This is a genomic window from Microbacterium sp. NPDC058021, from assembly GCF_042885955.1.
Taxonomy (GTDB): domain Bacteria; phylum Actinomycetota; class Actinomycetes; order Actinomycetales; family Microbacteriaceae; genus Microbacterium.
In genome coordinates, this window is sequence record NZ_JBHVRF010000003.1 from 294,951 (window position 1) to 320,929 (window position 25,979).

Genomic DNA, 25,979 nt, shown 5'->3' on the forward strand with positions numbered 1-25,979 from the left:
CGCATCAACGATTGATCTATAGTTGACTCGTATCAACCATTGACTTACATCAACCTTCGGTCGCCAGTGTCGTCGCGCCGTCACCGCCACGACCCCTCGAGGAGTCCCACCGTGCCGACCCCGCACACGCCCGCCGCCCCACCGAAGATGACCCGTGGCCAGGTACTCAAGGCCCTCTCGGGACTCCTGCTCGGGATGTTCGTCTCGATGCTCGCCTCGACCGTCGTCTCGACGTCGCTGCCGGTGATCATCCACGACCTCGGCGGCAACCAGTCGGCGTTCACCTGGGTGGTCACCGCCACGCTGCTGACGACGGCGATCTCGACTCCGGTGTGGGGCAAGCTCGCCGACCTCACCAACCGCAAGCTGCTGTTCCAGCTGGCGATCGTGATCTTCGTCGTCGCCACCGCCGCCGCGGGCTTCTCGCAGAACACCGAGACGATGATCGCCTTCCGCGCGGTGCAGGGCATCGGCGCCGGCGGTCTCGCCGCCCTCAGCCAGGTGCTCATGGCCGACATCCTGAGCCCCCGCGAGCGCGGCAAGTACATGGGCCTGTTCGGGGCCGTCATGGCCGTGGCCACGGTGGGCGGTCCGCTGCTGGGCGGTGTCATCGCCGACGTTTGGGGCTGGCGCTGGAACTTCTTCGTCGCCCTTCCGGTCGCGGTGCTCGCCCTCATAATCGTCCAGCGCACCCTGCACGTGCCCCCGCGCCCTGCCAAGAAGGTCAAGATCGACTACCTCGGCATCGTGCTGCTGGCGATCTCGGTCTCGCTGCTGCTCATCTGGGTCTCGCTCGCCGGCAACGTGTTCGCGTGGTGGAGCGTGGAGACCGTGCTGATGCTCGGCGGCGGCCTCCTCGGCGCCGCACTGTTCGTGCTCGTGGAGTTGCGCTCCGCCGAGCCGCTGGTTCCGCTGTCGCTGTTCCGCGACCGCACCTTCACCCTCGCCGTCGTCGCCTCGATCGCCACCGGCATCGCGATGTTCGGGGCGGCGGTGTACCTCAGCCAGTACATGCAGCTCGCCCGCGGCGCGACGCCCACCGAGGCCGGCCTCATGACCATCCCGATGATCGCCGGCCAGCTCATCGCGTCGATGGGCATCGGCGCTCTCATCACCCGCAGCGGACGATGGAAGGGCTACCTCGTCGTGGGTGCGGTGCTGCTGATCGCCGGCGCCACCATGCTCGCCACCGTCGAGTACGACACCGACTTCACCCTCGTCTCGATCTACATGTTCCTCCTCGGCGCCGGGGTGGGCATGACGATGCAGAACCTCGTGCTCGTGGTGCAGAACACCGCCAAGCCCGAGCAGATCGGCGTGGCCAGCTCCGGAGTCACCTTCTTCCGCAGCCTCGGCGGCACGGTCGGCGTCGCGGTGATGGGTGCGGCTCTGGCCACCACCGTGACCGATCTCGTCGCCGAGCGCACCGGCGACATCGCGGCGGCGCTGGCGAGCCTGGGCGACCAGGGCCAGGTGTGGGCCGCGCAGCTGCAGACCGGCGCGCTCCCCCAGGTCGCCGCCATGCCCGAGGCACTGCGCGTCGTGTTCGAGGACATCTACGCCAACGGCATCTCGCGCTCGTTCCTCATCGCGGTGCCCTTCGCCGTCATCAGCCTCGTGGCGATCGCGTTCCTGCCCAACGAGCCGCTGACCCGCATGACCACCACAGAGCGCATGCACGCCTCCGAGGCCGACCTCGCGACGGTCTCGGTGCCGGTCGGCATGGAGGCGGTCGCCCCGGCCAGCACCACGCTGCCGGTCGTGGATGCCGCATCCGCCTCGCCCGCAGACACCCGCACGGATGCCGCGGACGACGTGGACAGCGCAGCCGATGCCCGCGACCGCCGGCGCTAAAGTGGGCACGATGAGCGGCGACCAGTCCGGAGCGGCGCGCACCGACGCGGTGCGGGCCCTCGAGGCCGAATTCGGGGAGCTGGTCGGCCAGTTCCGCCGCATCATCACCGAGAACGCCAACCGCATCAGCCCCGGCATGCTGCCCGGCGCCTACAAGGTGTTCACGACCATCGTGCGCCGAGGGCCCGTGACCCAGTCGGCGCTGGCCGAGCACCTGCTGGTGGACAAGGGTCAGCTCAGCCGCACGGTGCGCGAGCTCGAGCAACTCGGGCTCGTGCAGCGCACCCCCGACCCCTCCGACGGCCGCGCGAGCCTGCTCTCGCCGACGGAGGAGGGTCTGGCCCGACTGGAGACCGCGCGCGCGCCGCAGGAGAACGCGCTGGCCTCGTCGCTGGAGGAGTGGTCGGTCGACGAGATCCGCAGCCTCACGCGGCTGCTCCACGCCCTGTCGGCGGGCACCCCGCCGACCACGCCCGCCACGGACCGCTGAGCCCGCGACCCGCGCCTCACTGGTTGCGGAAGGCCGCGTCGAACGGCGCGTCCGGCGCCGGCCACAGGAGCGACCGCACGAAGGTGAGCGCCTCGGCGGCGCCGTACAGCCGGTCCATGCCGGCATCCTCCCACTCCACCGAGATGGGTCCGGTGTAGCCGATCGCGTCGAGCGCGCGGAACGAGTCCTCCCACGGCACGTCGCCGTGCCCGGTGGAGACGAAGTCCCAGCCGCGCCGCGGGTCGCCCCACGGCAGGTGGGAGCCGAGCACGCCCGCGCGACCATTGCGTGGTCGCATCCGGGTGTCCTTGCAGTCCACGTGGTAGATGCGGTCCTGGAAGTCCCAGATGAACCCCACCGGGTCGATGTTCTGCCACATCATGTGGCTCGGGTCCCAGTTGAACCCGAACGCCCCGCGGTGGTCGATCGCCGCCAGCGCCCGCACCGAGCTCCAGTAGTCGTAGGCGATCTCGCCCGGATGCACCTCGTGCGCGAAGCGCACCCCTTCGCCGTCGAACACATCGAGGATCGGATGCCAGCGCTGCGCGAAGTCGTCGAACCCCGCCTCGATGACCGACTCCGCCACCGGCGGGAACATCGCCACATACGGCCAGATCGACGAGCCGGTGAACCCGACGACCGTGTCGACGCCGAGCTTGCGGGCCACGCGCGCCGCGCGCTGCATGTCCTCCGCTGCCCGCCGCCGCACCCCCTCCGCATCGCCGTCGCCCCACACGTGCTCGCGCAGGATCGCCTGGTGGCGGAAGTCGATGGGCGCATCGCACACCGCCTGACCGGCGAGGTGGTTGGAGATGGCGTACACCGCCAGCCCGTGGCGGTCCAGGATCTCCAGACGCGAGCGCAGGTACGCGTCGTCCTCGTCCGCCCGCAGCAGGTCGAGGTGGTCCCCGGATGCCGCGATCTCGAGGCCGTCGTACCCCCATGCGGCCGCGAGGCGCGCGACCTCCTCGAAGGGCAGGTCGGCCCACTGGCCGGTGAAGAGGGTCACGGGGTGTTGTGCCATGGCGCGGCTCCTGTTCGTGGCGGGTGGGTCAGCGGGGCGCGTCGAGCGCCGTGAGGTAGGCGAGGGATCGTACGGCGAGGTCGTCCTGGGATGCCGCGAGCGGCCGCCACACCGATGCCGCCACCGCGATGGTGGCATTGTCCCCCGTGAAGCTCTCCACGCCCAGGATGCCGCCGTAGCCGGCGTCGTCGAGGGCGGCGAGCACTGCGGGCCAGTCGGTGTGGTCGTCGCCCACGGGACCGCGGTCGCTGCCGCAGACCTGCACGTGGGCGATGGCGGGCCCTGCCGCGCGGATGGCGTCGGTGGGGCGCTTCTCCTCGATGTTGAGGTGGTAGGTGTCCAGCGCGAGTCCGACGCCGCGGCCCAGCAGCGGACCGAACACGTCCAGCGCCTGTTCGACGGTGTTGACGACGCTCGTCTCGTAGCGATTGAGCGGTTCGATGGCGAGGGTCACGCCGTTGTCGCCGGCGAGGTCGGCGAGCGGGGCGAGATTGCGGCGCAGCTGGGCGGCGGCATCCTCGCGCTCCTCCGCACTCATGCGCCACGTCACCCCGGTGGGGGCGTAGAACGGGCCGGCGACGACCGGCGCGCCGAGGGTGCGGGCCGCCTGGATGCACACGGTCAGGTACTGCTGGGTGGCCGCGACGTTGCCGGCGCGCTCCAGCAGCGACCGCCCTGGACCCATCGCGCCCACCACGACGGCACGCAGACCGAGCGAATCCAGCAGGTCGCGCGCGCGGGACGCCGACCAGTCGCCCACACTCTCCAGCGGCAGTTCGACCGCCCCGAAGCCCATCGCCGCGATGCGCGGGGCGAGGCGGGCCAAGGAGGGGTCGGTCAGCGGCGAGGTCCACACCCACGTGTTGACGCCGATGGTGCGTGGCATCCGTTTCCTTTCGAAGAGGCAGGTGTCCCGCCCCGCGAGCGGCGGGACGGGACACCCTGGGGTCACGGCATCTGGCGCTGCTGCCAGACCTCCGGGTAACCGGGCAGGTTCTCGCCGCCGAACTTGGCGTAGTGCCCGTCGGGCATGCCCTCGTTCTCGGCAAGGTACTGGTCGAGCTCCTCGGCGGTGATGGGGCTCTGCGGCAGCACCCACTCCTGGGGGACCTCTTCGCCCGCGAAGATCTTCTGCGCCGCCAGCAGCGGGGTGCGCCACTGGAAGTTGGAGTACACCGGAGCGAGGCCGGTGAGCCCGGTCTCCTGCCACTTGCGCAGGAAGCTCATCTCGTCCTCACCAGTCATGACGGGGTAGTCCACGCCGGCATCCTCGAAGGCCTCGATCGCCGCGACCGCGCCGTCACCGGCATCCATCCAGATGCCCGCGACATCGCCCTTGGCCAGCTCATCGCTGATGATGCTCTTGATCTCCGCCGGGTCGGCACCGGTGAAGTAGTCCACCGCGTCGATGCCGGCCTCGCCGAAGAGCTTCTCCGCCGCCGCCCACCGGTGCTCGAGCACGTCGACGCCGGGAAGGATCCGCAGCGCCACGACCTTGTCGCCCTCCTCGAGGTTGTCGATGAGGAACTCGGCCGTGTCGATGCCCCACGCGAACCCGCCGATGGGGTGGATGAAGGTCACCGGGCAGTCGGTGTTGACGCCGCGGTCGAACACGATCACGGGCTTGCCCGTCTCGCAGGCGCGCTCGACGGCGGGGGTCAGGGCCGCCGTGGAGTTGGGCGAGATGAGGAACACGTCGCACGCGCCCTCGGCGATGAAGTAGTCGATGTCGGCGATCTGGGTGTCATCGGAGTCCTGCGCGTCGCGGGTCTCCATCTCGCTGATCGCCCCGGCCTCCTGCAGCGCCTTCAGCTGCTGGTTCATGGTGATCCAGCCGGTCTGGCGCCACGGGTTGGAGATGGAGGCGTTGGCGAAGCACGCCTTCTTCGCGCCTTCGCTCGCGTAGGCCGAGGTGTCGATCATCTCGGCGTCGATGTACTGCAGGTACGGCTCGCCCTCGGGGCCTTCCGGCACGACCTCACGCTGGGCGAACTGCGTGTCGAACAGTTCCTGGTCGAACCACTCCTGGGCTTCCTCCTCCGCGGGGGCACTCTCGCTCGCGTCGGGCGGGGCCACCGCGGGGTCGGTCGTACACGCCGCGAGGGTGAACAGACCGAGGAGCGCCACCGACGTGGTGGCGATCTTCATTGATCGTCGCATTGCTAGTCTCCTCCGGTTGCTGTGCCGCCGTCGGCGGCAGGTGCAGGTGATGCGGACATCCGAGCCGAGGCGCCGGCGGGCGCATCGGGCTCCTTCCCCTGATCGGGTGAAGCGGGTGGGGCCGCGCGGCGACGGGCGCGCAGCGCGATACCCGAGTACGCCACGGCGGCGATGATGATGACGCCCTGCACCGCGTCGCGCAGCGACGCCGGCACACCGGCGATGTTCAGCAGCAGGAACAGTGCCTCGAGCACGAACGCGCCCGCGACCGCCGCGACGATCCAGCCCCGCCCGCCGCCGAGCACGACGCCGCCGAGCACCACGGCCGTGATGGCGACGAACTCGTATCCGCGCCCGACCGAGGGATGCACGCCCGCGTAGCCGACCAGCAGCACGGCGGCGAGAGTGGCCGACAGCGACGAGATGATGAACGCGCGCGTGGTCACCCACCAGTCGCGCGCGCCGGCGTAGCGGGCGGCGGTGGCGTTGTCGCCGACCGCGATGAGGGTCTTGCCGAGCGGGCGGGTCGTGAGCCAGATGCCGAGGGCGAGCCAGGCGGCGAGGATCAGCACCGACCACGGCAGGAAGTCGAAGAGCGGCAGGTCCCGGATGCCGCCCCGGCCGATCTGCCGGAAGCTGTCGGCGGGGTTGCCGGTGGCCGCTCCCCCGGTCCACCACATCACCCCGCCCAGCAGTGCCAGCATCATGCCGAGCGTCGCGATGAACGACGGCACCTTGGCGAGGGTCGTGATGAGGCCGTTGACGATGCCGACGAGGATGCCGAAGACGACCATGAGCGCGAGCACCGGGAGGGTGCGGGAGTCGTCCTGCCCGACGAGGTTGCCCGCGACTATCACCTGCGCGGTGATGAGCGAGCCCTGCGACAGGTCGAACTCCCCCGCGATGATCACGAAGAACTGTCCGATCGCGACGATCGCGATCGGGGCCACCCGCTGCAAGAACCGCATGATCTGGCCGGGTTCCGCGAAGGCGGGATTGAGGATCGTCACCGCCACCAGGAGCACGACCAGGAGCAGGAACACCGCCCCGCGAGGGCTGAGCACGGTACGCGCGACGTTCATCACCGCTCCCCCGGGTTCGAGGCGGATGCCGAGCCGGCTGCGCCGGGCGTCGCCGGCGCCGGCGAGTGGGCGGCGTCGGCGCGCAGACCCGCAGAGGCGGCGACCATCGCCGGCGCGGCCGCGACCGCCGCGGCATCCCCTCCGGTGCGCGTGCCGCCCGGCCCGAAACGTGCCCGCCGGCGCACGATGGCGCGGCGGCTGTAGACGGCCACGGCCGCCACGATCACGACGCCGCGCACGACGTCCTTGAGGAACGGGTTCACCTGCATGACGCTCATGACGTTGTCGACCACGGCGAAGATCGCGACGCCGCCGATCGTGCCCCACACCGATCCGCGACCACCCAGCAGCAGCGTGCCGCCGAGCACGACCGCCGCGATCGACAGCAGCGCGTAGCCGCCCTGCTGACCGACGGTGGGGCTCCCCACCCCCAGTCGGCTGGCCAGCAGCAGGCCCGCCAGCCCCGCGAACACCGAGCACAGCACGTGGGCGACGATGAGCGGGGGCTTGGTGCGCAGTCCCGAGAGGCGCGACACGTCGGGGTCGCCGCCGACGGCGAAGAGGTGGGCACCGGTGCGGGTGCGATCCAGCAGCAGCCACACCACGACGGCGAGCGCCAGCATGATGACGGTGGAGATCGGCACGGGACCGATGCCGGTGGCGCCGATCACCTGGAACTCCCACGGCACGGCGCCGGCACTGCCCTGGAAGTTCGTGTTCAGCACGCCCTGCAGGATCAGCCCGACCCCCAGGGTCGCGATGAACCCGTTGACCTTGAGCACCGTGACGATGAGCCCGTTCGCAAGTCCGATGCCCGCGCACACCAGCAGCGTCAGCGTCACCGCCCACGGGATGTTGCCCGCGTTGCCGGCCATCGTCGTCGCCGCGATGAGGCTCGCGAGACTCATGACGTAAGTCACCGAGAGATCCAGCGAGGCCCCGAGGATGACGAGGGTCTGACCGATCGCCACCAGCCCCAGCACGCTCATGCCGGTGAGGATGTCGCGGATGTTCCCGGGGCTGAAGAAGCTGCGGCCGGTCGTGGCCACCAGCACCGCCCCGATGATGACGACGAGCACCAGGATGGCGAGCACGATCAGGCTCGCGTCGACCCGCAGGCGCTTCATCGTCGCACCTCCCCGGCATCCGTCGATGGGGGTGCGTCCGACCCGGTCGCGGCGGCCAGCACGTCGTGCTCAGCCGACCCGGCGGGCAGTTCCGCGACGAGTTCGCCGTCGCGCATCACGAGGATGCGGTCGCTCATCCCGATCACCTCGGGCAGTTCGCTCGAGACCATGAGCACGGCTTTGCCTTCCGCGGCGAGCTGACGCATGAGCTGGTAGACGGCGATCTTCGCGCCGACGTCGATGCCGCGCGTGGGCTCGTCGAAGAGCACGATCTGCGGCTCGGTGACGAGCCACTTCGCCAGCACGACCTTCTGCTGGTTGCCTCCGGAGAGGAAACGCACCTCCTGGTCGAGCCGACCCGCGGTCACTTCGAGCGACCCGAGGATGCCGGGCACCTCGCGCCGCGCGGCGCGCGTGCGTCCCGCGAAGACGCTGCGCACCACGAGCAGGGTGTTGTCCAGCGCCGACTGGCTGAGTGCGAGGCCCTGAGCCTTGCGGTCCTCGGTGACGAGCGCGAGACCCGCCTTCACCGCCGCGCGGGGGCGCGTGAGGCGCACCGGGCGGCCGTCGAGACGCATCGTGCCGCGCGAGAACGCCTGCACGCCGAACATTCCCTCGACGAGCTCCGTGCGCCCCGAGCCCTGCAGACCCGCCACCCCCACGATCTCGCCGGCGTGCACCGCGAGGGTGACCCCGTCGACGAAGTCGTTGCCGCAGCCGTCGAGCTCGAGGCGCGCCGCCCCGCGGGTCGTGCCGGCGAGCGCCGCAGGGAAGTACGACTGGATGGGGCGGCCGACCATGCGGCGCACGAGCTCCCCGGTGGTGAGATCCGCGGTGGCATCGGTGGACACCAGCGCGCCGTCCTTGAGGATCGTGATGCGGTCGCACAGGTCGAAGATCTCCTTCAGCCGGTGCGAGACGTAGATCACCGCGACGCCGCGGGAGGTGAGCTTGCGGATGATCGCGTACAGCAGCTCCACCTCGTGGTCGCTGAGGGCGGCCGTCGGCTCGTCCATCGAGATGACACGGGCGTCGAACGAGAGCGCCTTGACGATCTCGACGATCTGCTGCTCGGCGACGGTGAGCGATCCCACCCGGCCGGCCGGATCGATGAAGGTGACGCCGAGGTCCGTCAGCAGTGCCCGGGTGCGCCGCACCATGGCGCGCTTGTCGATGAATCCGCCGCGGGTGGGCTCACGCCCCAGGAACACGTTCTGTGCGACCGTGCGCTCGGGCAGCAGGGTGAACTCCTGAAAGACCGTGACGAGCCCGGCATCCATCGCCTGGCGCGGATGGGTGAAGGCGACCGTCTCACCCTCGTACGCCACGGTGCCCTCGTCGGCCTGGTGGACCCCCGCGAGGATCTTCATCAGCGTCGATTTTCCCGCGCCGTTCTCGCCGACGAGACCGTGTACCTCGCCCCGTCGTACGTCGAGGTCGACGCCCTGCAGCACCGAGACACCGAAGAAGCTCTTGCCGATGCCGCGTGCGCGCAGCACCACATCCCCCGTGCCCGCGGGCACCGGGGTGTCGGCCAGTGCGGTGTCGCTCATCCCTCCACCTCGATCCACTCGCGGCGTGCCGCCGAGGCGAGCACGGCTTCGGTGAGCACGGCCGCCCGCAGCCCGTCGGCGAAGGTCGGCAGCCCGTCGGGAGCCTCGCCCCGCACGGCCGCGTGGACGTCGGCGACGAAGCCGTCGAAGGCGTCCTGGTAGCCCATCGGATGCCCGGCGGGCATCCGATGCAGCCGGGCCGAGGACGCGTCGGCGGTCTCGGGATCGCGCAGGAGCAGCTGGGAGCCGTGACGCCCCCCGACCCACAGCTCCTCCGGCCGCTCCTGCGCGAATCGGAGGCTCGCCGCGGTGCCGTGCAGCTCCAGGGTGAGCCCGTTCTTGCGCCCCGGCGCCATCTGCGACACCAGCAGCGTCGCGACGGCGCCCGAGGCGAGTTCGGCGAGGATGCCGGCGATGTCCTCGTTGTCGACCTCGTGCTCGGCGCGGCGGTCGAACACGCGGCGGGTCACCGCAGTCAGGCGCGCGATGCGCTCCCCCGCGACGAATTCGAGCAGGTCGCACAGGTGCGAGCCGATGTCGGCGAACGCGCGCGAGGGACCGCCGGTGGCGGCGTCCGCGCGCCAGTCGTCGTCGGACGCGGCCAGCATCCAGTCCTGCAGGTACGCGCCCTGCACGCTCAGGAGCGTTCCCACGTCTCCCCGGGCGACGCGGGCGCGGGCCTCACGCACCATCGGGTGGTAGCGGTAGACGAAGGGCACGGCGGCGATGACGCCGGCGTGTGCGGCAGCCTCAACCAGCCGGCGCGCGTCGGCGGCGGTGGTCGCGAGCGGCTTCTCGCAGACGACGTGGCGGCCGGCTTCGAGGGCGGCGAGCGCGTACGGGGCGTGGGTGGCGTTGGGGGTGCAGACGTGTACGACGTCGATGTCGGACGCGGCGATGAGCGCCGCGGCATCCGGTTCGACGCGTGCCGCCCCGAGTCGGCTCGCGGCTGCGGCGGCGCGATCGGGCGTGGAGGAGGCGAGGGCGATGATCGGCGAGCCGGCAGCCTGCGCTGCGGCGGCGTGCACTCGGGCCATGAAGCCTCCGCCGAGGACACCGGTTCGGATCGTTCCGATGCCGGTGCTGATGACGTCCGTTGTCATGCGGGCGATTCTGACATGCATGGGAAGACTTTTGCTAGTGATCCGTCAAAAGTGATCGACTCGTGATGCGAATGGGATGCGCGGCAGGAGTGAAGTCCTGTGATTTACTGTCGCCATGGTCGACGCCGCGCGCAGCACGGGAGCTGCGAATCCCGAGGCGGGAGAGATCTTCCAGATCCTTCGCGACGGCCGCGCCCGCACCAAGGCGGAACTGGCCACCCTCACCGGCCTCGCCCGCTCGACGGTGTCCTCGCGGGTCGACGCGCTGCTGGCATCCGGTCTCATCCGCCCCGCAGGCGAAGCCGTCTCCACCGGTGGCCGACCCCCCGCGCGCATCGCCTTCAACCCCCTCGCGGGGCTCGTGCTGGCTGTGGACCTCGGCGCGACGCACGCGACGGTCGCCGTCGCGGACCTCGCCGGCCACATCCTCGGCTCCCGCACGCGCCACCAGGACATCGCCGACGGACCCGAACCCGTGCTCGACCGTGCGCTGGCGGATGCCGCGGCGATCCTCGGCGACCTCGGCGCGACGCCGGAGAGGCTGGTCGGGGTGGGGATCGGCGTCCCCGGCCCCGTGGAGCACTCCACCGGACGCCCCACCAACCCGCCGATCATGCCCGGATGGGACCGCTTCGACGTCCCCGGCTACGTGCAGACCACCTTCCCGGTGCCCGTGCTCGTCGACAACGACGTCAACATCCTCGCCCTCGGCGAGCAGGCGCTCAGCTGGCCCGGAGTGGACGACCTCATCTTCGTGAAGGTGTCCACCGGCATCGGCGCCGGCATCATCTCGGGCGGCCAGCTGCAGCGTGGCGCCCAGGGATCGGCCGGCGACATGGGCCACGTGCAGGTGCCGTACAGTCACGACTCCCCCCGCCCGCCGGGCGACGAACGCGACCTCGAGGCCATCGCCAGCGGCACCGCGATCGCCGCAGAGCTGCGGGCGCAGGGCATCGACGCCCGGGCGAGCTCCGATGTCGTGGCGCTCGTGCGGGCGGGCAACCCCGCCGCGACGGCGGCCACCCGGCAGGCCGGACGCGAGGTGGGCGAGGTGCTCGCCACAGTCGTGAACATGCTGAACCCGTCGCTCATCGTCATCGGCGGCAGCATCGCCCGCTCCGGCGAGCATCTGCTGGCAGGGGTGCGCGAGGTCGTCTACCGCCGCTCGATCCCGCTGGCCACCCAGCACCTCGGCATCGTCCAGTCGCAGGCCGGCGAGACCGCGGGCGTGCTGGGCGCGGCGATCATGGTGACCCGCCACGTGCTGGCCCCCGCCAACGTCGACGCCCTCGCCGCCCGTGGCTGACACACACCGGTGAGACGAATACCGACGGACGAGACGACGGGTATCACCCAGGGTCTCGGCCGTCCGGAATCGTCTCACGGTGGGTGGATGCCGCGGGGCGGGTGGGGAGGCGCGAGTCTTTTCACCCGCGTAACACGAGCGAGACATATTCCGGGTTGACTGGGTACCCCAGCCCCTCCCGGGCCGAACCGAGCAGCGCTGCCGCCTATCCGCGGCGCGCGGAAGGAGCGACCGATGCGTTTCCGGCCGCTGAGATCGACCGTCGTCCCCGAAACCGGGAACCGCGTCGTCTCCACTCCCCCGCCCACCATGAAGGCCGTCGTCTACGACCGGCCCGGCCCCGCCGACGTGCTGCACGTGGCCGAGATGCCGGTGCCGACTCCCGTGCTCAGCGAAGTGCTGGTGCGCGTCGTCGCCGCCGGCGTCAACCCGATCGACGCGAAGACCCGCGGGGGCGCCGGCGCCACCGGCGGCATCCCGTCGTACCCGAGCACCCTCGGCTTCGACTTCAGCGGCGTCGTCGTGAAGGCCCCCTACGAGTCCCACCCGCTGCCGCCGGGCACCGAGGTCTACGGCATGGTCCCGTTCCCCCGCTCGGGCGGCACCTACGCGGAGTACGCGGTCGTACCCTCGCTCTCGGTCGCCCGCAAGCCCGCCTCCCTCTCCCACGCCGAGGCCGCGGGCGTGCCGCTGGCAGCCCTGACCGCGTGGGGGCTCGTCGTCGAGACCGCGCGCGCCCACGAGGGTCAGCGCATCCTCATCCATGCCGGCAGCGGTGGCGTCGGCCACTTCGCGGTGCAGCTGGCGGCGTACTTCGGCGCCCACGTGATCACGACCGGATCCGAGCGCAACCTGCCGTGGCTCCGGGAGCTGGGCGCTTCGGTGGTCATCGATTACGCCACGACCCGCTTCGAGGACGTGGCCGATCAGGTCGACGTCGTCATCGACCTCGTCGGCAACGTGCACGACGACACCGGCACGCGATCGCTCTCGGTGCTGCGCCCCGGGGGCCTGTACATCCTGGTGCCGACGGGTGGCTGGCCGGACTACGCCGAGGCCGCGGCCGCGGCGGGCGTGCGCGCCACGTCGTACAAGGTGATCCCGGACGGCGGCGTGCTGACCACGCTTGCGCGACTGCTCGAATCGGGGTCGATCCGGGTGTTCATCGACCGCGTCTTCGACCTCGAGGATGCCGCCGCCGCCCACATTGAACTCGAGCGCGGCCACACCCGCGGCAAGTCGGTGCTGCGCGTCAGCGACGACTGACCGCGCCGGTCATGAGGCCGGGGATGCCGCACCCGGCTGCACGAGCACGCCCCGCGCCTCGGCGATCAGCTCGGCGGCGACGGCGTCCAGCAGTGCGGAGCGCAGGTTCCACTGCTGCCAGTACAGCGGCACCTCCACCGCGTCGCCGTCCAGGCGCACGAGCTCACCGGCATCCAGCGCCTGCTGCGACTGCAGCCGCGGCAGCATGGCCCAGCCGAGCCCCCACCGCACCGCGGTGGCGAAGTCGTGGGATGCCGGCACATAGTGCCGCGGCGGCACGGCCGGGTCCACTCCCCGCCGCGCCAGCCACGTGCGCTGGATGTCGTCGCGGCGGTCGAAGTCGACGAGGGGCGCTGCCGCGAGGGCGCCGGCATCCATCCTCGCCGCGAACCACCGCGCCACGAACGCCGGGGTGGCCACCGGTTCGTAGCGCAGCGTCCCGAGCGCGGTCGAGGTGCACCCGGCGACGGGGGTGCCCTGCGAGGTGACGGCGGCCATCACGGTGCCGCTTTCCAGCAGCCCCGCCGTGAAGTCCTGGTCGTCGCGGTGCAGATCGAACACGACCGGATGCCGCTCGGACAGTCGCGCGAGCGGCGGCAGGAACCAGGTGGCGAGCGAATCGGCGTTGACCGCGAGCGGCACCGAGGTGACCGCCTGATCCTCGCCGCCGAGCTCGCGCGCCGTATCGTGCGCCAGCAGTGCCAGCTGACGGGCGAGGCGCACGACCGCCTGCCCCGCCTCGGTCGCGCGCACGGGCTTGGAGCGCACGAGCAGCACCCTGCCGACGTGCTGCTCGAGCGCCTTGATGCGCTGACTGACAGCGGAGGGTGTCACGTGCAACCGCCCTGCGGCGGCATCCAGCGTCCCCTCGTCGACGACGACGGCGAGGGTCTCGGCGAGATCGACCGGAATACGCATCACAAACCATGCTAATGGTGCTGAAGAATCATGAGCTGTACTGATTCGCTGCGTCGACGTAGCGTCGGAGCGTGTCTTCCTCCCTCGTCGCCGGCTTCGCGCTGGGTCTCTCGCTCATCGTCGCCATCGGCGCGCAGAATCTCTTCGTGCTGCGTCAGGGGCTGCGGCGGGAGCACGTCGCCGCGGTCGCGACGGTGTGCGCCGTGTCGGATGCCGCGCTGATCGCGGCGGGGGTCTCGGGGCTCGGGGCCGTGCTGCAGGCGGTGCCGTGGCTCGTGGATGTCGTCCGCTGGGCGGGTGCGGCCTTCCTCTTCGGATACGCGCTGCTGGCCGCGCGGCGCGCCTGGCGCCCGAGCGGTGCGGCACTGACCGCCGACGCGGCCGTGGTGTCGGACGACACCCCGGCGCGGCCCGGGACCCGCACCGCGACCCGGCTCGCACCGGTTCTGCTCACGTGCCTCGCCCTGACCTGGCTGAACCCGCACGTCTATCTCGACACGGTGTTCCTGCTCGGAAGCGTCGCGAGCACGCACGGCGACGGGCGCTGGTGGTTCGCGATCGGGGCGATGACCGCCAGCATCGTCTGGTTCTTCTCCCTCGCCTTCGGGTCGCGGCACCTCGGACGGTGGCTCGCGAGCCCCCGCGCCTGGCGGGTACTCGACGGCGTCATCGCCGTGGTCATGGCGGCGCTCGCGGTGAGTCTCGTCCTGCCGCGCTGACCTCAGCGCTCGATCTGCGCCCGCCGGGCGGACACGACGGCGCGGATCGCCTCGTCGGACAGCGGGGTCTCCGGGGCGAAGCGGATCGTCCCCTTCGCCGAGTCGACGCCTTCCAACAGCGCCGCCGACGCGGCGATCGCCTCCGGGCTGAACGGGTACATGCCGATATGGGTCTTGGCACGCATGACCGACAGCAGCGGCTTGCCGCGGTAGGTCAGCGCCGGCATCCCGTACCCGAGTCCCTGCTCTGCTTCGGGCACGACCTCGCGGGCGACGTCGTAAGCGTGGCCGATCACCGCGGCGTCGGCAGTGGCGAGGCCCGACAGGTAGTCGTCGATGGTTCCCATGACGGCATCCTGGCACGTGGTCGCGCCCGGCGCGCGGGCACGGCACGATGGGGGCATGAGACGGGTGCACGTGATCGTCCGGGGCGACGTGCAGGGCGTCGGCTACCGCTACACCCTGCGCATGGTGGCGCAGGATGCCGGCGCGTCGGGGTGGGTGCGCAACCGTCGCGACGGCACGGTGGAGGCCGAGATCGAGGGCACTGCCGAGCAGGTCGACGCGGTGCTCGCGTGGATGGCCGAAGGCCCGCCGGGGTCGCTGGTCGCCTCCGCCACCGTCCACGACCGCGAGCCGGAGCGCACCCCCGGCTTCACCGTGCTCCCCACCGCCTGACCCGCCCCGTCCAGGGCTGCTCGGGTGTCACCAATGGCGGGTCGCGGGGCCGCGGACTGTGCGAAAGCGACACCGGAGCCGCGCTGGCCAGCCCCGGGCTCGCCCAGGGCTCCTCGTGTGTCACTAATGGCGGGTCGCGCGGCCGCGGACTGTGCGAAAGCGACACCGCAACCGCCCCGGCGAACCGCGCGGCGCCCGGCGTGGGTGGGAACGCACCCCGGGAACGACGATGGGACCCCGCCCGGAGGCGAGGTCCCATCGTGAGCGTCAGCTCAGAGCGCGGCGGCTCAGAAGACGTTGACGTCCAGCGGGATGCCGGGGCCGAACGTGGTCGACACGGCACCCTTCTGGATGTAGCGGCCCTTCGAGCTCGACGGCTTCAGACGCACGATCTCTTCGAGAGCGGCCTTGAAGTTCTCGTCCAGCTGCTCGGCCGAGAACGACGCCTTGCCGACGACGAAGTGCACGTTGGCGTGCTTGTCGACGCGGAACTCGATCTTGCCGCCCTTGATCTCCTCGACGGCCTTGGCCGGGTTGGGGGTCACGGTGCCGGTCTTCGGGTTCGGCATGAGGCCACGGGGGCCCAGCACCTTGCCGAGACGACCGACCTGGCCCATGAGCTCGGGGGTCGACACCGCGGCGTCGAAGTTGGTCCAGCCACCGGCGACCTTCTCGATGAGCTCGGCGCCGCCGACCTCATCCGCACCCGCGGCGATGGCGGCCTCAGCGGCCGGGCCCGTCGCGAAGACGATGACGCGCGCGGTCTTACCCGTGCCGTGGGGCAGGATGACCGTGCCACGCACCATCTGGTCGGCCTTGCGCGGGTCGACCGCGAGCTTGAGGGCGACCTCGACGGTCGAGTCGAAGTTCTTCGACCCGGTCTCCTTGGCCAGCGCAACGGCCTCGGTGGACGTGTAGAACTTGCCGGGCTCGATCTTCTCGGCGGCGGCGTTGTAAAGCTTGGACTTAGCCATGTTCGTTATCCCCTCAGTCCTCAACCGTGATGCCCATGGAGCGGGCGGTGCCGGCGATGATCTTCGAGGCGGCCTCGATGTCGTTCGCGTTCAGGTCAGGCTGCTTGGTCTCGGCGATCTGACGCACCTGCTCCTTGGTGAGCTTGGCCACCTTGGTGGTGTGCGGGGTCGGCGAACCCTTGGCCACGCCTGCGGCCTTCTTGATGAGCTCGGCTGCCGGGGGCGTCTTCAGGATGAACGTGAAGCTGCGGTCTTCGTAGACCGTGATCTCCACGGGGATGACGTTGCCGCGCTGCGACTCGGTCGCGGCGTTGTACGCCTTGCAGAACTCCATGATGTTGACGCCGTGCTGACCGAGCGCGGGGCCGATCGGCGGCGCCGGGTTGGCAGCGCCAGCCTTGATCTGGAGCTTGATCAGGCCGGTCACCTTCTTCTTGGGTGCCATGTTGCTTTCCTCTCCTCGAGGGACCTGCCCCGCGACGCGCGAAGGGCCTGTCCATCTCCCGCGGGTCCGGCGGTTCCGGACAGCGGTTCGTCCGCGCGCGCGAAAGCACACGCAAACCATCCCATCCTACCCGACGCGGTAGGCTGGTCCCCACCGCGGCCGGCCGCACCCACTTCGCAGGTTCTTCGGTAATCGCCGGTTCTTCGGACCGTTTCCGGGTTCCCGCTCCGAAGTAGCGGCTTTCTCCGGAGAAGTGGCGGGGCGGATGCCGAGTTGCGCGCGGCGAACGCGTGCAGCCTGCCGCCCCGTACACGCGGGAACGCCCCGCCGGCGTGGGCCGGCGGGGCGTTCGTCGCGACGCGGTTCGGCGTCAGAGCTTGGTGACCTGGTCGAACGACAGCTCCACGGGGGTCTCGCGCTCGAACAGGGAGACGAGCACGGTGAGCTTGCCGCTCTCGGGCTTGATCTCGCTGATCGAACCGGGAAGACCCGCGAACGAGCCCTCCTTGATCGTGATCGTCTCGCCGACCTCGAAGTCGACCTCGGCGGGGATGGAGCGCGCCTGCGTCGCAGAGCCCTTGGCGGCGCCCTTCGCGGAGGCGACCTCCTTGACCTCGACGAGCGACTTCAGCATGTTGAAGGCCTCTTCGAAGCGCAGCGGCGTCGGGTTGTGGGCGTTGCCGACGAAGCCGGTCACGCCGGGCGTGTGACGCACGACCGACCAGGTGTCCTCGTTGAGCTCCATGCGCACGAGCACGTAGCCGGGGATCCGGACGCGCGTGACCATCTTGCGCTGACCGTTCTTGATCTCGACGACGTCCTCCATGGGGACCTCGACCTGGTAGATGTCCTCTTCCACCTCGAGCGTCGACTTGCGCTGCTCGATGTTGGCCTTCACCTTGCGCTCGAAGCCGGCGTAGGAGTGGATGACGTACCACTTGCCCGGGAGGCTGCGAAGCTCCGCGCGGAACGCCTCATAGGGGTCCTCTTCGGCATCCTCGTCGTCCTGCACCTCGGCGACGACGCCCGCAGCGGCTTCGAAATCGCTCAGGAAGTCGGTGCTCTCGACGGGCGCGTCCGGCTCACCGTTGACGTCGGGGCCGTCGTAGGGGGTGACCTCGTCGGCCTCTTCGGCGACGCGCTCGGCCTGCTCCTCGGCGAGGGAGTCCGTCAGCACCTCGGCGGCGGCCTCGACCTCGGCGGTCTCATCGATCTCGAGTGCGTCGTTCACGATGGCGTCGGCCTCCGGGTCGTCGATGTCCATGTCGTCCAGTTCGCGGTCCGACGTGTCGCCGTCCTCGTCGTCGCCGTTCTCATCGACGATGTGCAGCGCCACGTGCTCGGCGGGCTCGACGGAGCGTTCCTCGGCGGCGAGGATGTTGCCCTCCTGGGCTTCGTCGTCCTCGCTGGACTGCTCTGCGGCGGTCGCCCAATCGGCGTCGTCGACATACTTTTCAGACACTTGGGTTCTCTTCCGTTCGTGGTTCCGGCGACTCAGCAAGGCTCACCGGATTGCGTCAGCGGGAGCGGCTCAGCTCGGTACGCCGAAGACGACCTGCACGACCCAGGTGAACACCCAGTCGAGGCCGTAGACGATCGCCATCATCACGACGACGAATCCGAGTACGACGCCCGTGAACTTCAGCAGCTCCTGGCGGGTCGGGGTCACGACCTTGCGGAGTTCCGCGAAGACCTGACGGATGAAGATAGCGATGCGCTGGAAGAAGTTGGGCTTCTTCTCGCGCGATGCGTCGCTCGAGGCGACGACTTCGCCCTTCGGCTCGTCCTGGACCATCAACCCCACCTGTTAGTGACCTGGTGTGCCAGCGAGTGCTGACGCGCAGGGCGGACAGGAATCGAACCTGCAACCTGCGGTTTTGGAGACCGCTGCTCTGCCAATTGAGCTACCGCCCTAAGGCCCGGGGGCCCTGGGTGAAATCCGATTCCCGACATGACACGTCCCGATCTTCGGTACGCGGGCATGGCGAAAGAATGCAGATTTCGACTGCACTCTCCAGTGTACGGCATGGCCGGAGGCCGCCGCGAATCAGGCGACCCCGGCGCGGCGCGCACCACGCGGTCTCAGTAGTCCGCGATGCCGTAGCGGTCGGGTTCGGGCAGGCGCGCGAACGCACGCCCCGACAGCACCGTGGGCTCGATGCGCACGTAGTGGTACTTCAAGGTCGGCACCCACGGTCGCAGCGGCAGCGCGTCGGCGGCGCGCACCTCGTCGCTCGTGTCGAGCACGTGCGCCCGCCCGCGCACCACGACGCTCCAGGCGTCGGTGTCGGTGTGGTCGTCGACCTGGAACAGCACCTCGTCGTTCACCGTAAGCTCGAACAGCTTGCTGCCCGGTGCCGTGCGGAACAGGATGGCGTGGCCGTCGACGACGAAGTTGACGGGGAAGATGTCCATCACCGCATCGACGCGTGTGACGATGCGGCCGAGCTCCTGCCGGGTCAGCCTCTCCCAGCATTCCTCGTCCGACAGCGCGGCGACGGGATCCTGCGTCTGGTCCATACCTCCATCAAAGCCCGCGAAGGGCGAGGATGCCAGAGGCTATGCGCCCTCGGCCGGGGCTGCCGCGACGCGGATCAGCTTCTTGTTGACGAACTCGTCCGCCGCCAGCAGACCCATCTCCCGCCCGGTCCCGCTGCGCTTGACGCCACCGAAGGGGAGCTCCGGCGAATCGGCGAGCACGAGGTTGACGTAGACCATGCCGGCTTCGATGCGGTCGGCCACGCGCGCCGCCTGCTCCGGGTCGGTCGTGAAGACGTAGGACCCGAGCCCGAAGCCGGTGTCGTTGGCGATCTGCACCGCCTCGTCCTCATCGGCCACCCGGTAGACCACGCCCACCGGGCCGAAGAACTCCTCCTGGTACGCGTCCATCTCGGGCGTGACGTCGGTGAGCACCGTCCCGGGGTAGAAGGCCCCGTCACGGACGCCGCCGGTGACGAGGGTCGCCCCCTGCGCCACCGCACGGTCGACCTGCTCGGCGAGGCGTTCGGCCGCGGTCAGCGACGACAGCGGCCCGAGCACGGTGTCCTCGGCGAACGGGTCGCCCACGGTGGCGGCGGCCATCGCTGCGGTGAACTTCTCGAGGAACGCGTCGTACAGGTCGTCCACCACGAGGAAGCGCTTGGCGCCGTTGCAGGACTGCCCGACGTTGTCCAGCCGCGCGTCGACGGCGGCCTGCACGGCCTGGTCGAGGTCGTCGGTGGACAGCAGCAGGAACGGGTCGGACCCGCCGAGCTCCAGCACGGCCTTCTTCAGGTTGCGTCCGGCCACCTCGGCCACGGCCGCGCCCGCGCGCTCGGAACCGGTCACCGACACGCCCTGCACGCGGCGGTCGGCGATGACCTCCGCCGCCTGCTCGTTGGTCAGGCGCAGGTCGGTGTACACCCCCGCCGGGAATCCGGCGTCGGCGTAGATCTTCTCGATCGCCTCGGCCGACTGCGGGCACTGCGAGGCGTGCTTGAGCAGGATGGCGTTGCCGATCGCGATGTTCGGCGCCGCGAACCGCGCCACCTGGTAGTAGGGGAAGTTCCACGGCATGATCCCCAGCAGCACCCCGAGCGGCGCCCGGCGGATGACCGCGGTGCCCTCCCCCAGGATGTCCACGGGGGTGTCCCCGGTGATCTCGCCGATGTGGTCGGCGTAGTACTCGGTGATGTCGGCGGCGAAGTCCACCTCACCCTCGGCGGCGGCCAGGGGCTTGCCCATCTCCCGCACGATGATCGCGGCGAGGTCGTCGCGGCGTTCGCGGTGGAGCTCGGCGACGCGGCGCAGCAGCCGCGCCCGCTCGTCGGTCGACGACTCCCGCAGCCACCCGCGGGCGGCGGCATCCGCGGCGGCCAGGGCCGCCTCCACCTCGTCGGCGGTGGCGGTGGGGTAGGTGGCGAGGGTCTCGCCGGTGGCGGGGTTGACGACCGCATACGTGCTCATGGTGCTCCGTTCCCCCGTCAGTCGACGGGGATCAGCGTGTACTTGGTGGACAGGAATTCGTGGATGCCTTCGGCACCGCCTTCGCGGCCGATGCCCGACTGCTTGACGCCGCCGAACGGTGCGGCGGCGTTGGACACGACCCCGACGTTCAGCCCCATCATGCCCGTCTCGAGGCGATCGATCATCCGGTGGCCGCGGGCCAGATCCTGGGTGAAGACGTACGACACGAGCCCGTATTCGGTGTCGTTGGCCAGGCGCACGGCCTCATCCTCGTCGGTGAAGGTCGCGATGGCGAGCACCGGACCGAAGATCTCCTCGCGCAGGATCGCGCTGCCGGCCGTGACACCGGCCACCACCGTCGGCTCGTAGAACGTGCCGGGGCCTTCCAGCGCCGTGCCGCCCGTGAGCACGCGGGCGCCGCGCGCCACGGCATCCTCGACGAGCTCCGCGGCCTTCGCGACCGCCTTCTCGTCGATGAGGGGGCCGATCTGCACGCCGTCCTCGGTGCCACGGCCGACGGGCATCGCCTGCACCCGCTCGGTGATGCGCCGGGTGAACTCGTCGGCGACCGCGGCGTGCACGATGAAGCGGTTCGCCGCTGTGCAGGCCTGTCCGACGTTGCGGAACTTCGCCAGCATCGCCCCGTCGACCGCCTTGTCCAGGTCGGCGTCGTCGAACACCACGAACGGCGCGTTGCCGCCGAGTTCCATCGACACCCGCAGCACGCCCTCGGCGGCCTGCGCGATGAGCTTGCGGCCCACCGGCGTCGACCCCGTGAACGACAGTTTGCGCAGGCGTGGGTCGGCGATGATCGGGGCCGACACCTCCCCGGAGGTCGTCGTCGTGACGACGTTGACGACCCCGGCCGGCACTCCGGCGTCGGCGAGCAGCTGCGTGAAGAACAGCGTCGTCAGGGGCGTGAGCTCCGGCGGCTTGATCACCACGGTGCAGCCGGCCGCGAGGGCGGGCGCGATCTTGCGGGTGGCCATGGCGAAGGGGAAGTTCCACGGCGTGATGAACAAGCACGGCCCGACGGGGCGCTGCGAGACGACCATGCGCCCGGTGCCCTCGGGGTTCAGGCCGTACCGGCCGGCGATGCGCACCGCCTCTTCGCTGAACCACCGCAGGAACTCCCCGCCGTAGCCCACCTCGCCTCGCGCCTCGGCGAGGGGCTTTCCCATCTCCATCGTCATGAGCAGCGCGAGGTCCTCGCGTCGCTCCTGCACGAGGTCGAATGCCCGCCGCAGGACCTCGGCGCGCGCCCGCGGCGCGGTGGCCGCCCAGCCTTCCTGCGCGGCCACGGCCGCGTCGAGCGCCCGGATGCCGTCCTCGGGCGACGCGTCCGCGATCTCGCGGAGGACGTCCCCGGTCGCAGGGTCGTAGACGGCGAACGTGCGGCCGCCCGTGGCATCCGTCCACGCTCCATCGATGTACAGCCCGGTCGGCACCCGTCCGAGCAGATCCGCTTCGCGAGCCGCGGTCATCGGCCGCCTCCTGTCGTCGTGTTCTTCGGCCGGCGGCGCAGGCTCGCCGGTGCATCCATCGAAAGGGTCTCCCCGCGGAAGAAGGCGGGTCGCTTGACGGCCTGCCAGATCATGACCGCGACGCCGAGGAGGATGACGGTGACCCCGAGGATGAACACGAGTCCGACACCGGCGATGTTCGATCCGCTGCCGTAGTCGGGAGCCATGCTGTCGCGCAGCGTGATGACGAACAGCACGGCGAGGATCACACCACCCACGAGCGGGAACAGCATCGTGAACAGGAACGAGCGCACCGAGTCGAACCACTGCTTGCGGAAGTACCAGACACACGCGAACGCCGTGATGCCGTAGTAGAAGCAGATCATCATGCCGAGCGCGGTGATCGTGTCCCACAGCACGTTCTCGCTGACGAAGCGCATGACCGCGTAGAAACCGGATGCCACGACCGCGGCGACCACGGTGGCGAACCCCGGCGTGAAGAACCGCGGGCTGACAGCGGCGAACTGCTTCGGCAGCGCCCCGTAGTGGCCCATCGCCAGGAGCGTGCGCGCCGGCCCGACGAACGTCGACTGCAGCGACGACGCGGAACTGGTGAGCACCGCGAGAGAGACGAGGAATGCCAGCGGGCCCAGGATCGGGCCGGAGAGGAAGAAGAAGACGTTGTCCTGGATGTCGGGGTTGCCGAGTCCCAGCTCGCCGTCGCCGGTGCCGGCGAACGACAGCAGCGCGAGGGCGATGAGCAGGTAGAGCACGACGATCGTGACGACCGTCAGCGTCGCCGCGCGGCCCGGGGTGCGCTCGGGGTCCTTCGTCTCCTCGTTCATCGTGAGGGTGACGTCCCATCCCCAGAAGATGAAGATCGACAGCGACAGACCCGCCACGACCGCGGCGACCGAACCGACGGCGAACGGGTTGAACCACGACAGCTCGATGGGGCTGGCGTCGAAGGCGGTGCCGCCGGCCACGTGCACGAAGGCGGCGATCGAGAACACCAGCAGCACGAGCACTTGGAAGGTCACCAGCACGTACTGCAGCTTCTGCGTCGTCTGCATGTCGCGGTAGGAGACGAACGTCGCCCCCAGCATGAACAGCAGGCACACCGCGACGTTGATGCCGGGTTCGGCGGCGAGCGCGGCGATCGTGCCGGGGCTGCCGGCGATCTGGTCGATGAGCAGGAACAGGAAGTCCACCGCGATGCCGGCGAGGTTCGACAGCACCAGGATGGTCGCGGCGATCAGGCCCCAGCCGGCCATCCAGCCCACCCACGGGCCGAAGGCACGCGCGGCCCAGGTGAACGACGTGCCCGAGTCGGGCATCGCCTTGTTGAGCTCGCGGTAGCCGAAGGCGACCAGCAGCATCGGGATGAACCCGACGAGGATGATCGCCGGCACCTGGAAGCCGACTTCGGAGACCGTCGGGCCGAGGGCGGCCGTCAGGGTGTAGGCCGGGGCGATGCAGGAGATGCCGATGACGACGGCTCCGATGAGGCCGACGGTGCCGGCGCTCAACCCCTTCTTGGTGATTCCGCCGGTGGCGGCGTCTTCGCCGCTCACCGCGCTCGTCTGCTGGCTCATCGGCCTGCCTCTTCTCGGGTGCGGGTACGGGGCACGACGACCATCGGCACCGGGATTTCGTGCAGCATCTTCGCTGCCGTGGAGCCGAGGAACAGCCGTCGCGGCTGGGCCAGGCGGCTGGAGCCGACGAGGATCACTTCACCGGGCTGCCAGTCGAGGTGGGTCACCGCCTCCTCGATCGATGCGCCGCGCGCCGTGACGGCTTCGGCCGCCACGCCGGCCGGCAGCGCCCGCCGGGTCTCGGCGAGCACGTCTTCGGCGTGGGCGGCTCCGGCGATGCGGATCACGCCGGTATCGACGGATGCCGGCAGGTCGACCGTCACCAACGACAGCAGCCGCAGCGGGGCGCCGGTGGCGGTGGACAGGGCGACCGCCTCGTCCAGCAGCGCCTCGGCGCCGGGGCGCAGCCCGACGGCCACGGTCAGGCGACTGATGCCCGCCTCCGGCGCCACCTTGCGGGCACCGCGCGGCACGAGCACGACCGGCACGTCCGAGGAGTGCAGCAGCTCGGTGGTCGTGGACCCCAGCCGGTGGCGGCCGCGCGAGCTGCCGTCGGCGGCCCCGACGACGATGAGCCCCGCGCCCAGTTCGCCCGCGATGTCGATGAGACCTTCGGCGAACGAATCGGCGTAGCGGGCGTGCTCGCGGTGCGCGATCCCCTCCGGCACGCGCGCCGCCGCCTCCGCGAGCCACGCGTCGGCTTGATCGCGCAGGTACCGGTCGTAGCCGGCATCCGGCGGCGTGATGACACTGCGCCCTTCGGCGGGCAGCACGAGCACGATGTCGAGCTCGGCGGCGGATGCCGCGGCCAGCCGCGACGCGAACGCCACCGCGTCGCGGCCGGCTTTCGTGGCGGTGTAGCCGACGACGATGCGTACGGTCATGTGCGATTCCCCTCGATGATGTCGTGCGCGACGAGCCGCCCCATGCGGATCGCGCCGTCCACATGCTGGTACCCGGCGCCGGCCAGGTCGCTGCACGCGAAGCGGATGGGTCCTACGGGCGTGCGCAGGTCGCCGCCGTAGCGGTGCAGCCCGCCGAGGTCGAAGCTCGCGGCATACGCACCGCGGGTCCATTCCTCGCTCCCCCAGTCGCTCTCGTAGTACACGACCGGGTTCTTCGCCTCGGGACCGTAGTAGTGCGACAGCGACTCGAGGATGCGCTCTTTGCGCTCCTCGGCACTCAGCCGGAAGACATCGTCGGCGTGGCGGTCGGAGACGAAGCCCACGAGCGTCCCCCGCTCGTCGCCGTGGTTGGTGTTGTCGTACGCCTCGTGCGAGAGCTCGTACGGGCTGAACGCCGTGCCCGACAGGCCCTGTTCGCGCCAGAACGGCCGGTCGTAGACGGCGTGCACCTTGATGACGAAGCCCATCGACAGGTGCTGGTGCATCTGGTGCTGCAGGCGCGGCAGCGCGGGGACGAACGAAATGCGGTTGTACAGCACAGGAGCCAGCGCGAGGATCGCCGAGCGCGCGCGCACCGTCATGCCGTGGGCGACGGCGGTCACCCCGGCATCGGACCACTCGAGCGTGCGCACCGGCTGGTTCAGGAACACATCGTCACCGAGGCGCTCCGCCAGCAGCAGCGGCACCTGCTGCAACCCGCCCACGACCCGCTTGTCGAGGATGAAGTCGGCGTCGACGAGGTTCGAGTAGCTTCCGGCGCTGGCGGCCATGAGCAGCGACTGCAGCAACGAGAACGCGTGGGTCGGCTTGGTGAGCATCGCCGACCCCGTGGCGAAGGCGAGGTTGCGCACCGCCTCGTCGTCGTCGGTCTGGGCGCGCAGCCACGCGTCCCACGAGATCGTGTCCCACTCCTCGGCCCGCGGGTGGGCGTGCGGGCGGTCGGGGTCGATCTCGGCGACCATCGCGTCGAGCCGCTCGGTGATCTCGGCGATCGTGCGCTCGGTCTCGGGGCTGACGGGGAACATGTCGCCGGTGAACCGCGAGACGGTGCCGTCGGGCCCGACGTAGACGCTGTCCCCGTCGCGGTAGCGGCTGTAGGTCTCCAGCCCCAGCTCAGCGAGGGTGTCGATGAGGGCATCCTGGTCGGGCGAGACCCACTGCCCGCCGATCTCGAGCATCGCGCCGTCGATCGTGTCGGTCCACAGCCGCCCGCCGACGCGGTCACGCGCCTCCAGCACGGCGACCGAGAGGCCGGCCTTCTGCAGTTCGTGGGCGGCGGTGAGGCCGGCGGCGCCGGCCCCCACGATCACGACGTCTCTCGTGATCTCACTCATGTGCACTCCTTGGTCGAGGCGGTTCGGGTGGGGTCGGG

25 protein-coding genes and 1 tRNA gene are annotated in these 25,979 nt (G+C 70.5%); 6 read left to right on the forward strand and 20 right to left on the reverse strand.

Features of this window, described 5'->3' with window-relative positions:
* Window positions 1-147 precede the first annotated feature (147 nt).
* Window positions 148-1,854 carry an MDR family MFS transporter gene (locus ACFVR6_RS08245; RefSeq protein ID WP_386961683.1) on the forward strand — a complete coding sequence of 569 codons (1,707 nt, stop codon included), beginning with the start codon at window positions 148-150 and terminating at the stop codon, window positions 1,852-1,854.
* A 10-nt stretch (window positions 1,855-1,864) separates the two neighbouring features.
* Entirely contained in the window at window positions 1,865-2,344 is a 480-nt protein-coding gene (locus tag ACFVR6_RS08250) for a MarR family winged helix-turn-helix transcriptional regulator (protein WP_386961110.1), read from the forward strand.
* A gap of 16 nt (window positions 2,345-2,360) precedes the next feature.
* Here the strand turns inward: ACFVR6_RS08250 and ACFVR6_RS08255 are convergent, their stop codons facing one another.
* From ACFVR6_RS08255 to ACFVR6_RS08285, 7 genes are all read right to left on the reverse strand, one after another.
* A complete protein-coding gene (locus ACFVR6_RS08255; RefSeq protein WP_386961113.1) occupies window positions 2,361-3,368 on the reverse strand; it encodes a sugar phosphate isomerase/epimerase family protein in 1,008 nt (335 codons plus the stop codon).
* A 28-nt stretch (window positions 3,369-3,396) separates the two neighbouring features.
* Complete coding sequence (locus tag ACFVR6_RS08260; protein ID WP_386961116.1) at window positions 3,397-4,254, reverse strand: sugar phosphate isomerase/epimerase family protein; 858 nt, start codon at window positions 4,252-4,254, stop codon at window positions 3,397-3,399.
* A gap of 62 nt (window positions 4,255-4,316) precedes the next feature.
* Entirely contained in the window at window positions 4,317-5,516 is a 1,200-nt protein-coding gene (locus ACFVR6_RS08265) for a substrate-binding domain-containing protein (RefSeq protein ID WP_386961119.1), read from the reverse strand.
* A 14-nt stretch (window positions 5,517-5,530) separates the two neighbouring features.
* The gene (locus ACFVR6_RS08270) at window positions 5,531-6,610 is read right to left on the reverse strand and encodes an ABC transporter permease (RefSeq protein ID WP_386961122.1); all 1,080 of its coding nucleotides are present in this window, start codon (window positions 6,608-6,610) and stop codon (window positions 5,531-5,533) included.
* Entirely contained in the window at window positions 6,610-7,737 is a 1,128-nt protein-coding gene (locus ACFVR6_RS08275) for an ABC transporter permease (protein ID WP_386961125.1), read from the reverse strand. Before ACFVR6_RS08275 ends, ACFVR6_RS08270 begins: the two co-directional genes overlap by 1 nt.
* Entirely contained in the window at window positions 7,734-9,290 is a 1,557-nt protein-coding gene (locus ACFVR6_RS08280) for a sugar ABC transporter ATP-binding protein (RefSeq protein ID WP_386961128.1), read from the reverse strand. The genes ACFVR6_RS08275 and ACFVR6_RS08280 overlap by 4 nt, the downstream gene beginning before the upstream one ends.
* Complete coding sequence (locus ACFVR6_RS08285) at window positions 9,287-10,393, reverse strand: Gfo/Idh/MocA family protein (RefSeq protein ID WP_386961131.1); 1,107 nt, start codon at window positions 10,391-10,393, stop codon at window positions 9,287-9,289. Before ACFVR6_RS08285 ends, ACFVR6_RS08280 begins: the two co-directional genes overlap by 4 nt.
* Window positions 10,394-10,508: 115 nt before the next feature.
* On the opposite strand from ACFVR6_RS08285, the gene ACFVR6_RS08290 reads away from it, so the two are divergent.
* Both ACFVR6_RS08290 and ACFVR6_RS08295 read left to right on the forward strand, forming a co-directional pair.
* Window positions 10,509-11,699 carry an ROK family transcriptional regulator gene (locus ACFVR6_RS08290; protein WP_386961134.1) on the forward strand — a complete coding sequence of 397 codons (1,191 nt, stop codon included), beginning with the start codon at window positions 10,509-10,511 and terminating at the stop codon, window positions 11,697-11,699.
* Window positions 11,700-11,933: 234 nt separating this feature from the next.
* Entirely contained in the window at window positions 11,934-12,965 is a 1,032-nt protein-coding gene (locus tag ACFVR6_RS08295) for an NADP-dependent oxidoreductase (RefSeq protein WP_386961137.1), read from the forward strand.
* 9 nt (window positions 12,966-12,974) lie between these two features.
* Here the strand turns inward: ACFVR6_RS08295 and ACFVR6_RS08300 are convergent, their stop codons facing one another.
* Entirely contained in the window at window positions 12,975-13,883 is a 909-nt protein-coding gene (locus tag ACFVR6_RS08300; RefSeq protein ID WP_386961140.1) for a LysR family transcriptional regulator ArgP, read from the reverse strand.
* Window positions 13,884-13,954: 71 nt separating this feature from the next.
* Here ACFVR6_RS08300 and ACFVR6_RS08305 point away from each other — a divergent pair, with 71 nt between their 5' ends.
* Entirely contained in the window at window positions 13,955-14,602 is a 648-nt protein-coding gene (locus tag ACFVR6_RS08305) for a LysE/ArgO family amino acid transporter (protein ID WP_386961143.1), read from the forward strand.
* Between the two features lie 2 nt (window positions 14,603-14,604).
* Here the strand turns inward: ACFVR6_RS08305 and ACFVR6_RS08310 are convergent, their stop codons facing one another.
* Complete coding sequence (locus tag ACFVR6_RS08310; RefSeq protein WP_386961146.1) at window positions 14,605-14,949, reverse strand: iron chaperone; 345 nt, start codon at window positions 14,947-14,949, stop codon at window positions 14,605-14,607.
* 55 nt (window positions 14,950-15,004) lie between these two features.
* Between ACFVR6_RS08310 and ACFVR6_RS08315 the strand changes: the two genes are divergently transcribed.
* On the forward strand, window positions 15,005-15,280 hold the full coding sequence (locus tag ACFVR6_RS08315) for an acylphosphatase (RefSeq protein WP_386961149.1): 276 nt from the start codon (window positions 15,005-15,007) through the stop codon (window positions 15,278-15,280).
* Between the two features lie 287 nt (window positions 15,281-15,567).
* Here ACFVR6_RS08315 and rplA read toward each other — a convergent pair whose 3' ends face one another.
* The 11 genes from rplA to ACFVR6_RS08370 form a co-directional block, all read right to left on the reverse strand.
* Entirely contained in the window at window positions 15,568-16,254 is a 687-nt protein-coding gene (gene rplA / locus ACFVR6_RS08320; RefSeq protein WP_386961151.1) for a 50S ribosomal protein L1, read from the reverse strand.
* 13 nt (window positions 16,255-16,267) lie between these two features.
* Window positions 16,268-16,699 (reverse strand): 50S ribosomal protein L11, encoded by a 432-nt coding sequence (gene rplK, locus ACFVR6_RS08325; protein WP_386961154.1) that lies wholly within the window; start codon window positions 16,697-16,699, stop codon window positions 16,268-16,270.
* A 370-nt stretch (window positions 16,700-17,069) separates the two neighbouring features.
* Entirely contained in the window at window positions 17,070-18,161 is a 1,092-nt protein-coding gene (gene nusG / locus ACFVR6_RS08330; protein WP_386961156.1) for a transcription termination/antitermination protein NusG, read from the reverse strand.
* Between the two features lie 69 nt (window positions 18,162-18,230).
* Window positions 18,231-18,494 carry a preprotein translocase subunit SecE gene (secE, locus tag ACFVR6_RS08335; RefSeq protein WP_386961159.1) on the reverse strand — a complete coding sequence of 88 codons (264 nt, stop codon included), beginning with the start codon at window positions 18,492-18,494 and terminating at the stop codon, window positions 18,231-18,233.
* A 46-nt stretch (window positions 18,495-18,540) separates the two neighbouring features.
* Window positions 18,541-18,613: transfer RNA gene (locus ACFVR6_RS08340), tRNA-Trp, on the reverse strand.
* Between the two features lie 168 nt (window positions 18,614-18,781).
* The gene (locus ACFVR6_RS08345; protein ID WP_386961162.1) at window positions 18,782-19,219 is read right to left on the reverse strand and encodes a pyridoxamine 5'-phosphate oxidase family protein; all 438 of its coding nucleotides are present in this window, start codon (window positions 19,217-19,219) and stop codon (window positions 18,782-18,784) included.
* Window positions 19,220-19,258: 39 nt separating this feature from the next.
* Window positions 19,259-20,644, reverse strand: a complete 1,386-nt coding sequence (locus tag ACFVR6_RS08350; protein ID WP_386961164.1) for an NAD-dependent succinate-semialdehyde dehydrogenase — start codon at window positions 20,642-20,644, stop codon at window positions 19,259-19,261.
* A 17-nt stretch (window positions 20,645-20,661) separates the two neighbouring features.
* On the reverse strand, window positions 20,662-22,128 hold the full coding sequence (locus ACFVR6_RS08355) for an NAD-dependent succinate-semialdehyde dehydrogenase (protein ID WP_386961167.1): 1,467 nt from the start codon (window positions 22,126-22,128) through the stop codon (window positions 20,662-20,664).
* Window positions 22,125-23,702 carry an APC family permease gene (locus ACFVR6_RS08360; protein ID WP_386961170.1) on the reverse strand — a complete coding sequence of 526 codons (1,578 nt, stop codon included), beginning with the start codon at window positions 23,700-23,702 and terminating at the stop codon, window positions 22,125-22,127. The genes ACFVR6_RS08355 and ACFVR6_RS08360 overlap by 4 nt, the downstream gene beginning before the upstream one ends.
* Window positions 23,699-24,586: a universal stress protein gene (locus ACFVR6_RS08365; RefSeq protein WP_386961173.1), complete on the reverse strand. Its 888-nt coding sequence runs from the start codon at window positions 24,584-24,586 to the stop codon at window positions 23,699-23,701. Before ACFVR6_RS08365 ends, ACFVR6_RS08360 begins: the two co-directional genes overlap by 4 nt.
* Entirely contained in the window at window positions 24,583-25,941 is a 1,359-nt protein-coding gene (locus ACFVR6_RS08370; protein WP_386961176.1) for a flavin monoamine oxidase family protein, read from the reverse strand. Before ACFVR6_RS08370 ends, ACFVR6_RS08365 begins: the two co-directional genes overlap by 4 nt.
* Between the last annotated feature and the right edge of the window lie 38 nt (window positions 25,942-25,979).

Bases quoted from the DNA above. Each gene is read 5' to 3' on its own strand.
- ACFVR6_RS08310 (WP_386961146.1), bottom strand. From the start codon at position 14,949: ATGGGAACCATCGACGACTACCTGTCGGGCCTCGCCACTGCCGACGCC.
- ACFVR6_RS08300 (WP_386961140.1), bottom strand. From the start codon at position 13,883: ATGCGTATTCCGGTCGATCTCGCCGAGACCCTCGCCGTCGTCGTCGAC.
- ACFVR6_RS08280 (WP_386961128.1), bottom strand. From the start codon at position 9,290: ATGAGCGACACCGCACTGGCCGACACCCCGGTGCCCGCGGGCACGGGG.
- ACFVR6_RS08370 (WP_386961176.1), bottom strand. From the start codon at position 25,941: ATGAGTGAGATCACGAGAGACGTCGTGATCGTGGGGGCCGGCGCCGCC.
- ACFVR6_RS08245 (WP_386961683.1), top strand. From the start codon at position 148: ATGACCCGTGGCCAGGTACTCAAGGCCCTCTCGGGACTCCTGCTCGGG.
- ACFVR6_RS08290 (WP_386961134.1), top strand. From the start codon at position 10,509: ATGGTCGACGCCGCGCGCAGCACGGGAGCTGCGAATCCCGAGGCGGGA.
- ACFVR6_RS08360 (WP_386961170.1), bottom strand. From the start codon at position 23,702: ATGAGCCAGCAGACGAGCGCGGTGAGCGGCGAAGACGCCGCCACCGGC.
- ACFVR6_RS08255 (WP_386961113.1), bottom strand. From the start codon at position 3,368: ATGGCACAACACCCCGTGACCCTCTTCACCGGCCAGTGGGCCGACCTG.
- ACFVR6_RS08270 (WP_386961122.1), bottom strand. From the start codon at position 6,610: ATGAACGTCGCGCGTACCGTGCTCAGCCCTCGCGGGGCGGTGTTCCTG.
- ACFVR6_RS08260 (WP_386961116.1), bottom strand. From the start codon at position 4,254: ATGCCACGCACCATCGGCGTCAACACGTGGGTGTGGACCTCGCCGCTG.
- rplA (WP_386961151.1), bottom strand. From the start codon at position 16,254: ATGGCTAAGTCCAAGCTTTACAACGCCGCCGCCGAGAAGATCGAGCCC.
- ACFVR6_RS08365 (WP_386961173.1), bottom strand. From the start codon at position 24,586: ATGACCGTACGCATCGTCGTCGGCTACACCGCCACGAAAGCCGGCCGC.
- ACFVR6_RS08275 (WP_386961125.1), bottom strand. From the start codon at position 7,737: ATGAAGCGCCTGCGGGTCGACGCGAGCCTGATCGTGCTCGCCATCCTG.
- ACFVR6_RS08250 (WP_386961110.1), top strand. From the start codon at position 1,865: ATGAGCGGCGACCAGTCCGGAGCGGCGCGCACCGACGCGGTGCGGGCC.
- secE (WP_386961159.1), bottom strand. From the start codon at position 18,494: ATGGTCCAGGACGAGCCGAAGGGCGAAGTCGTCGCCTCGAGCGACGCA.
- ACFVR6_RS08265 (WP_386961119.1), bottom strand. From the start codon at position 5,516: ATGAAGATCGCCACCACGTCGGTGGCGCTCCTCGGTCTGTTCACCCTC.
- ACFVR6_RS08345 (WP_386961162.1), bottom strand. From the start codon at position 19,219: ATGGACCAGACGCAGGATCCCGTCGCCGCGCTGTCGGACGAGGAATGC.
- ACFVR6_RS08315 (WP_386961149.1), top strand. From the start codon at position 15,005: ATGAGACGGGTGCACGTGATCGTCCGGGGCGACGTGCAGGGCGTCGGC.
- ACFVR6_RS08295 (WP_386961137.1), top strand. From the start codon at position 11,934: ATGCGTTTCCGGCCGCTGAGATCGACCGTCGTCCCCGAAACCGGGAAC.
- ACFVR6_RS08285 (WP_386961131.1), bottom strand. From the start codon at position 10,393: ATGACAACGGACGTCATCAGCACCGGCATCGGAACGATCCGAACCGGT.
- ACFVR6_RS08355 (WP_386961167.1), bottom strand. From the start codon at position 22,128: ATGACCGCGGCTCGCGAAGCGGATCTGCTCGGACGGGTGCCGACCGGG.
- rplK (WP_386961154.1), bottom strand. From the start codon at position 16,699: ATGGCACCCAAGAAGAAGGTGACCGGCCTGATCAAGCTCCAGATCAAG.
- ACFVR6_RS08350 (WP_386961164.1), bottom strand. From the start codon at position 20,644: ATGAGCACGTATGCGGTCGTCAACCCCGCCACCGGCGAGACCCTCGCC.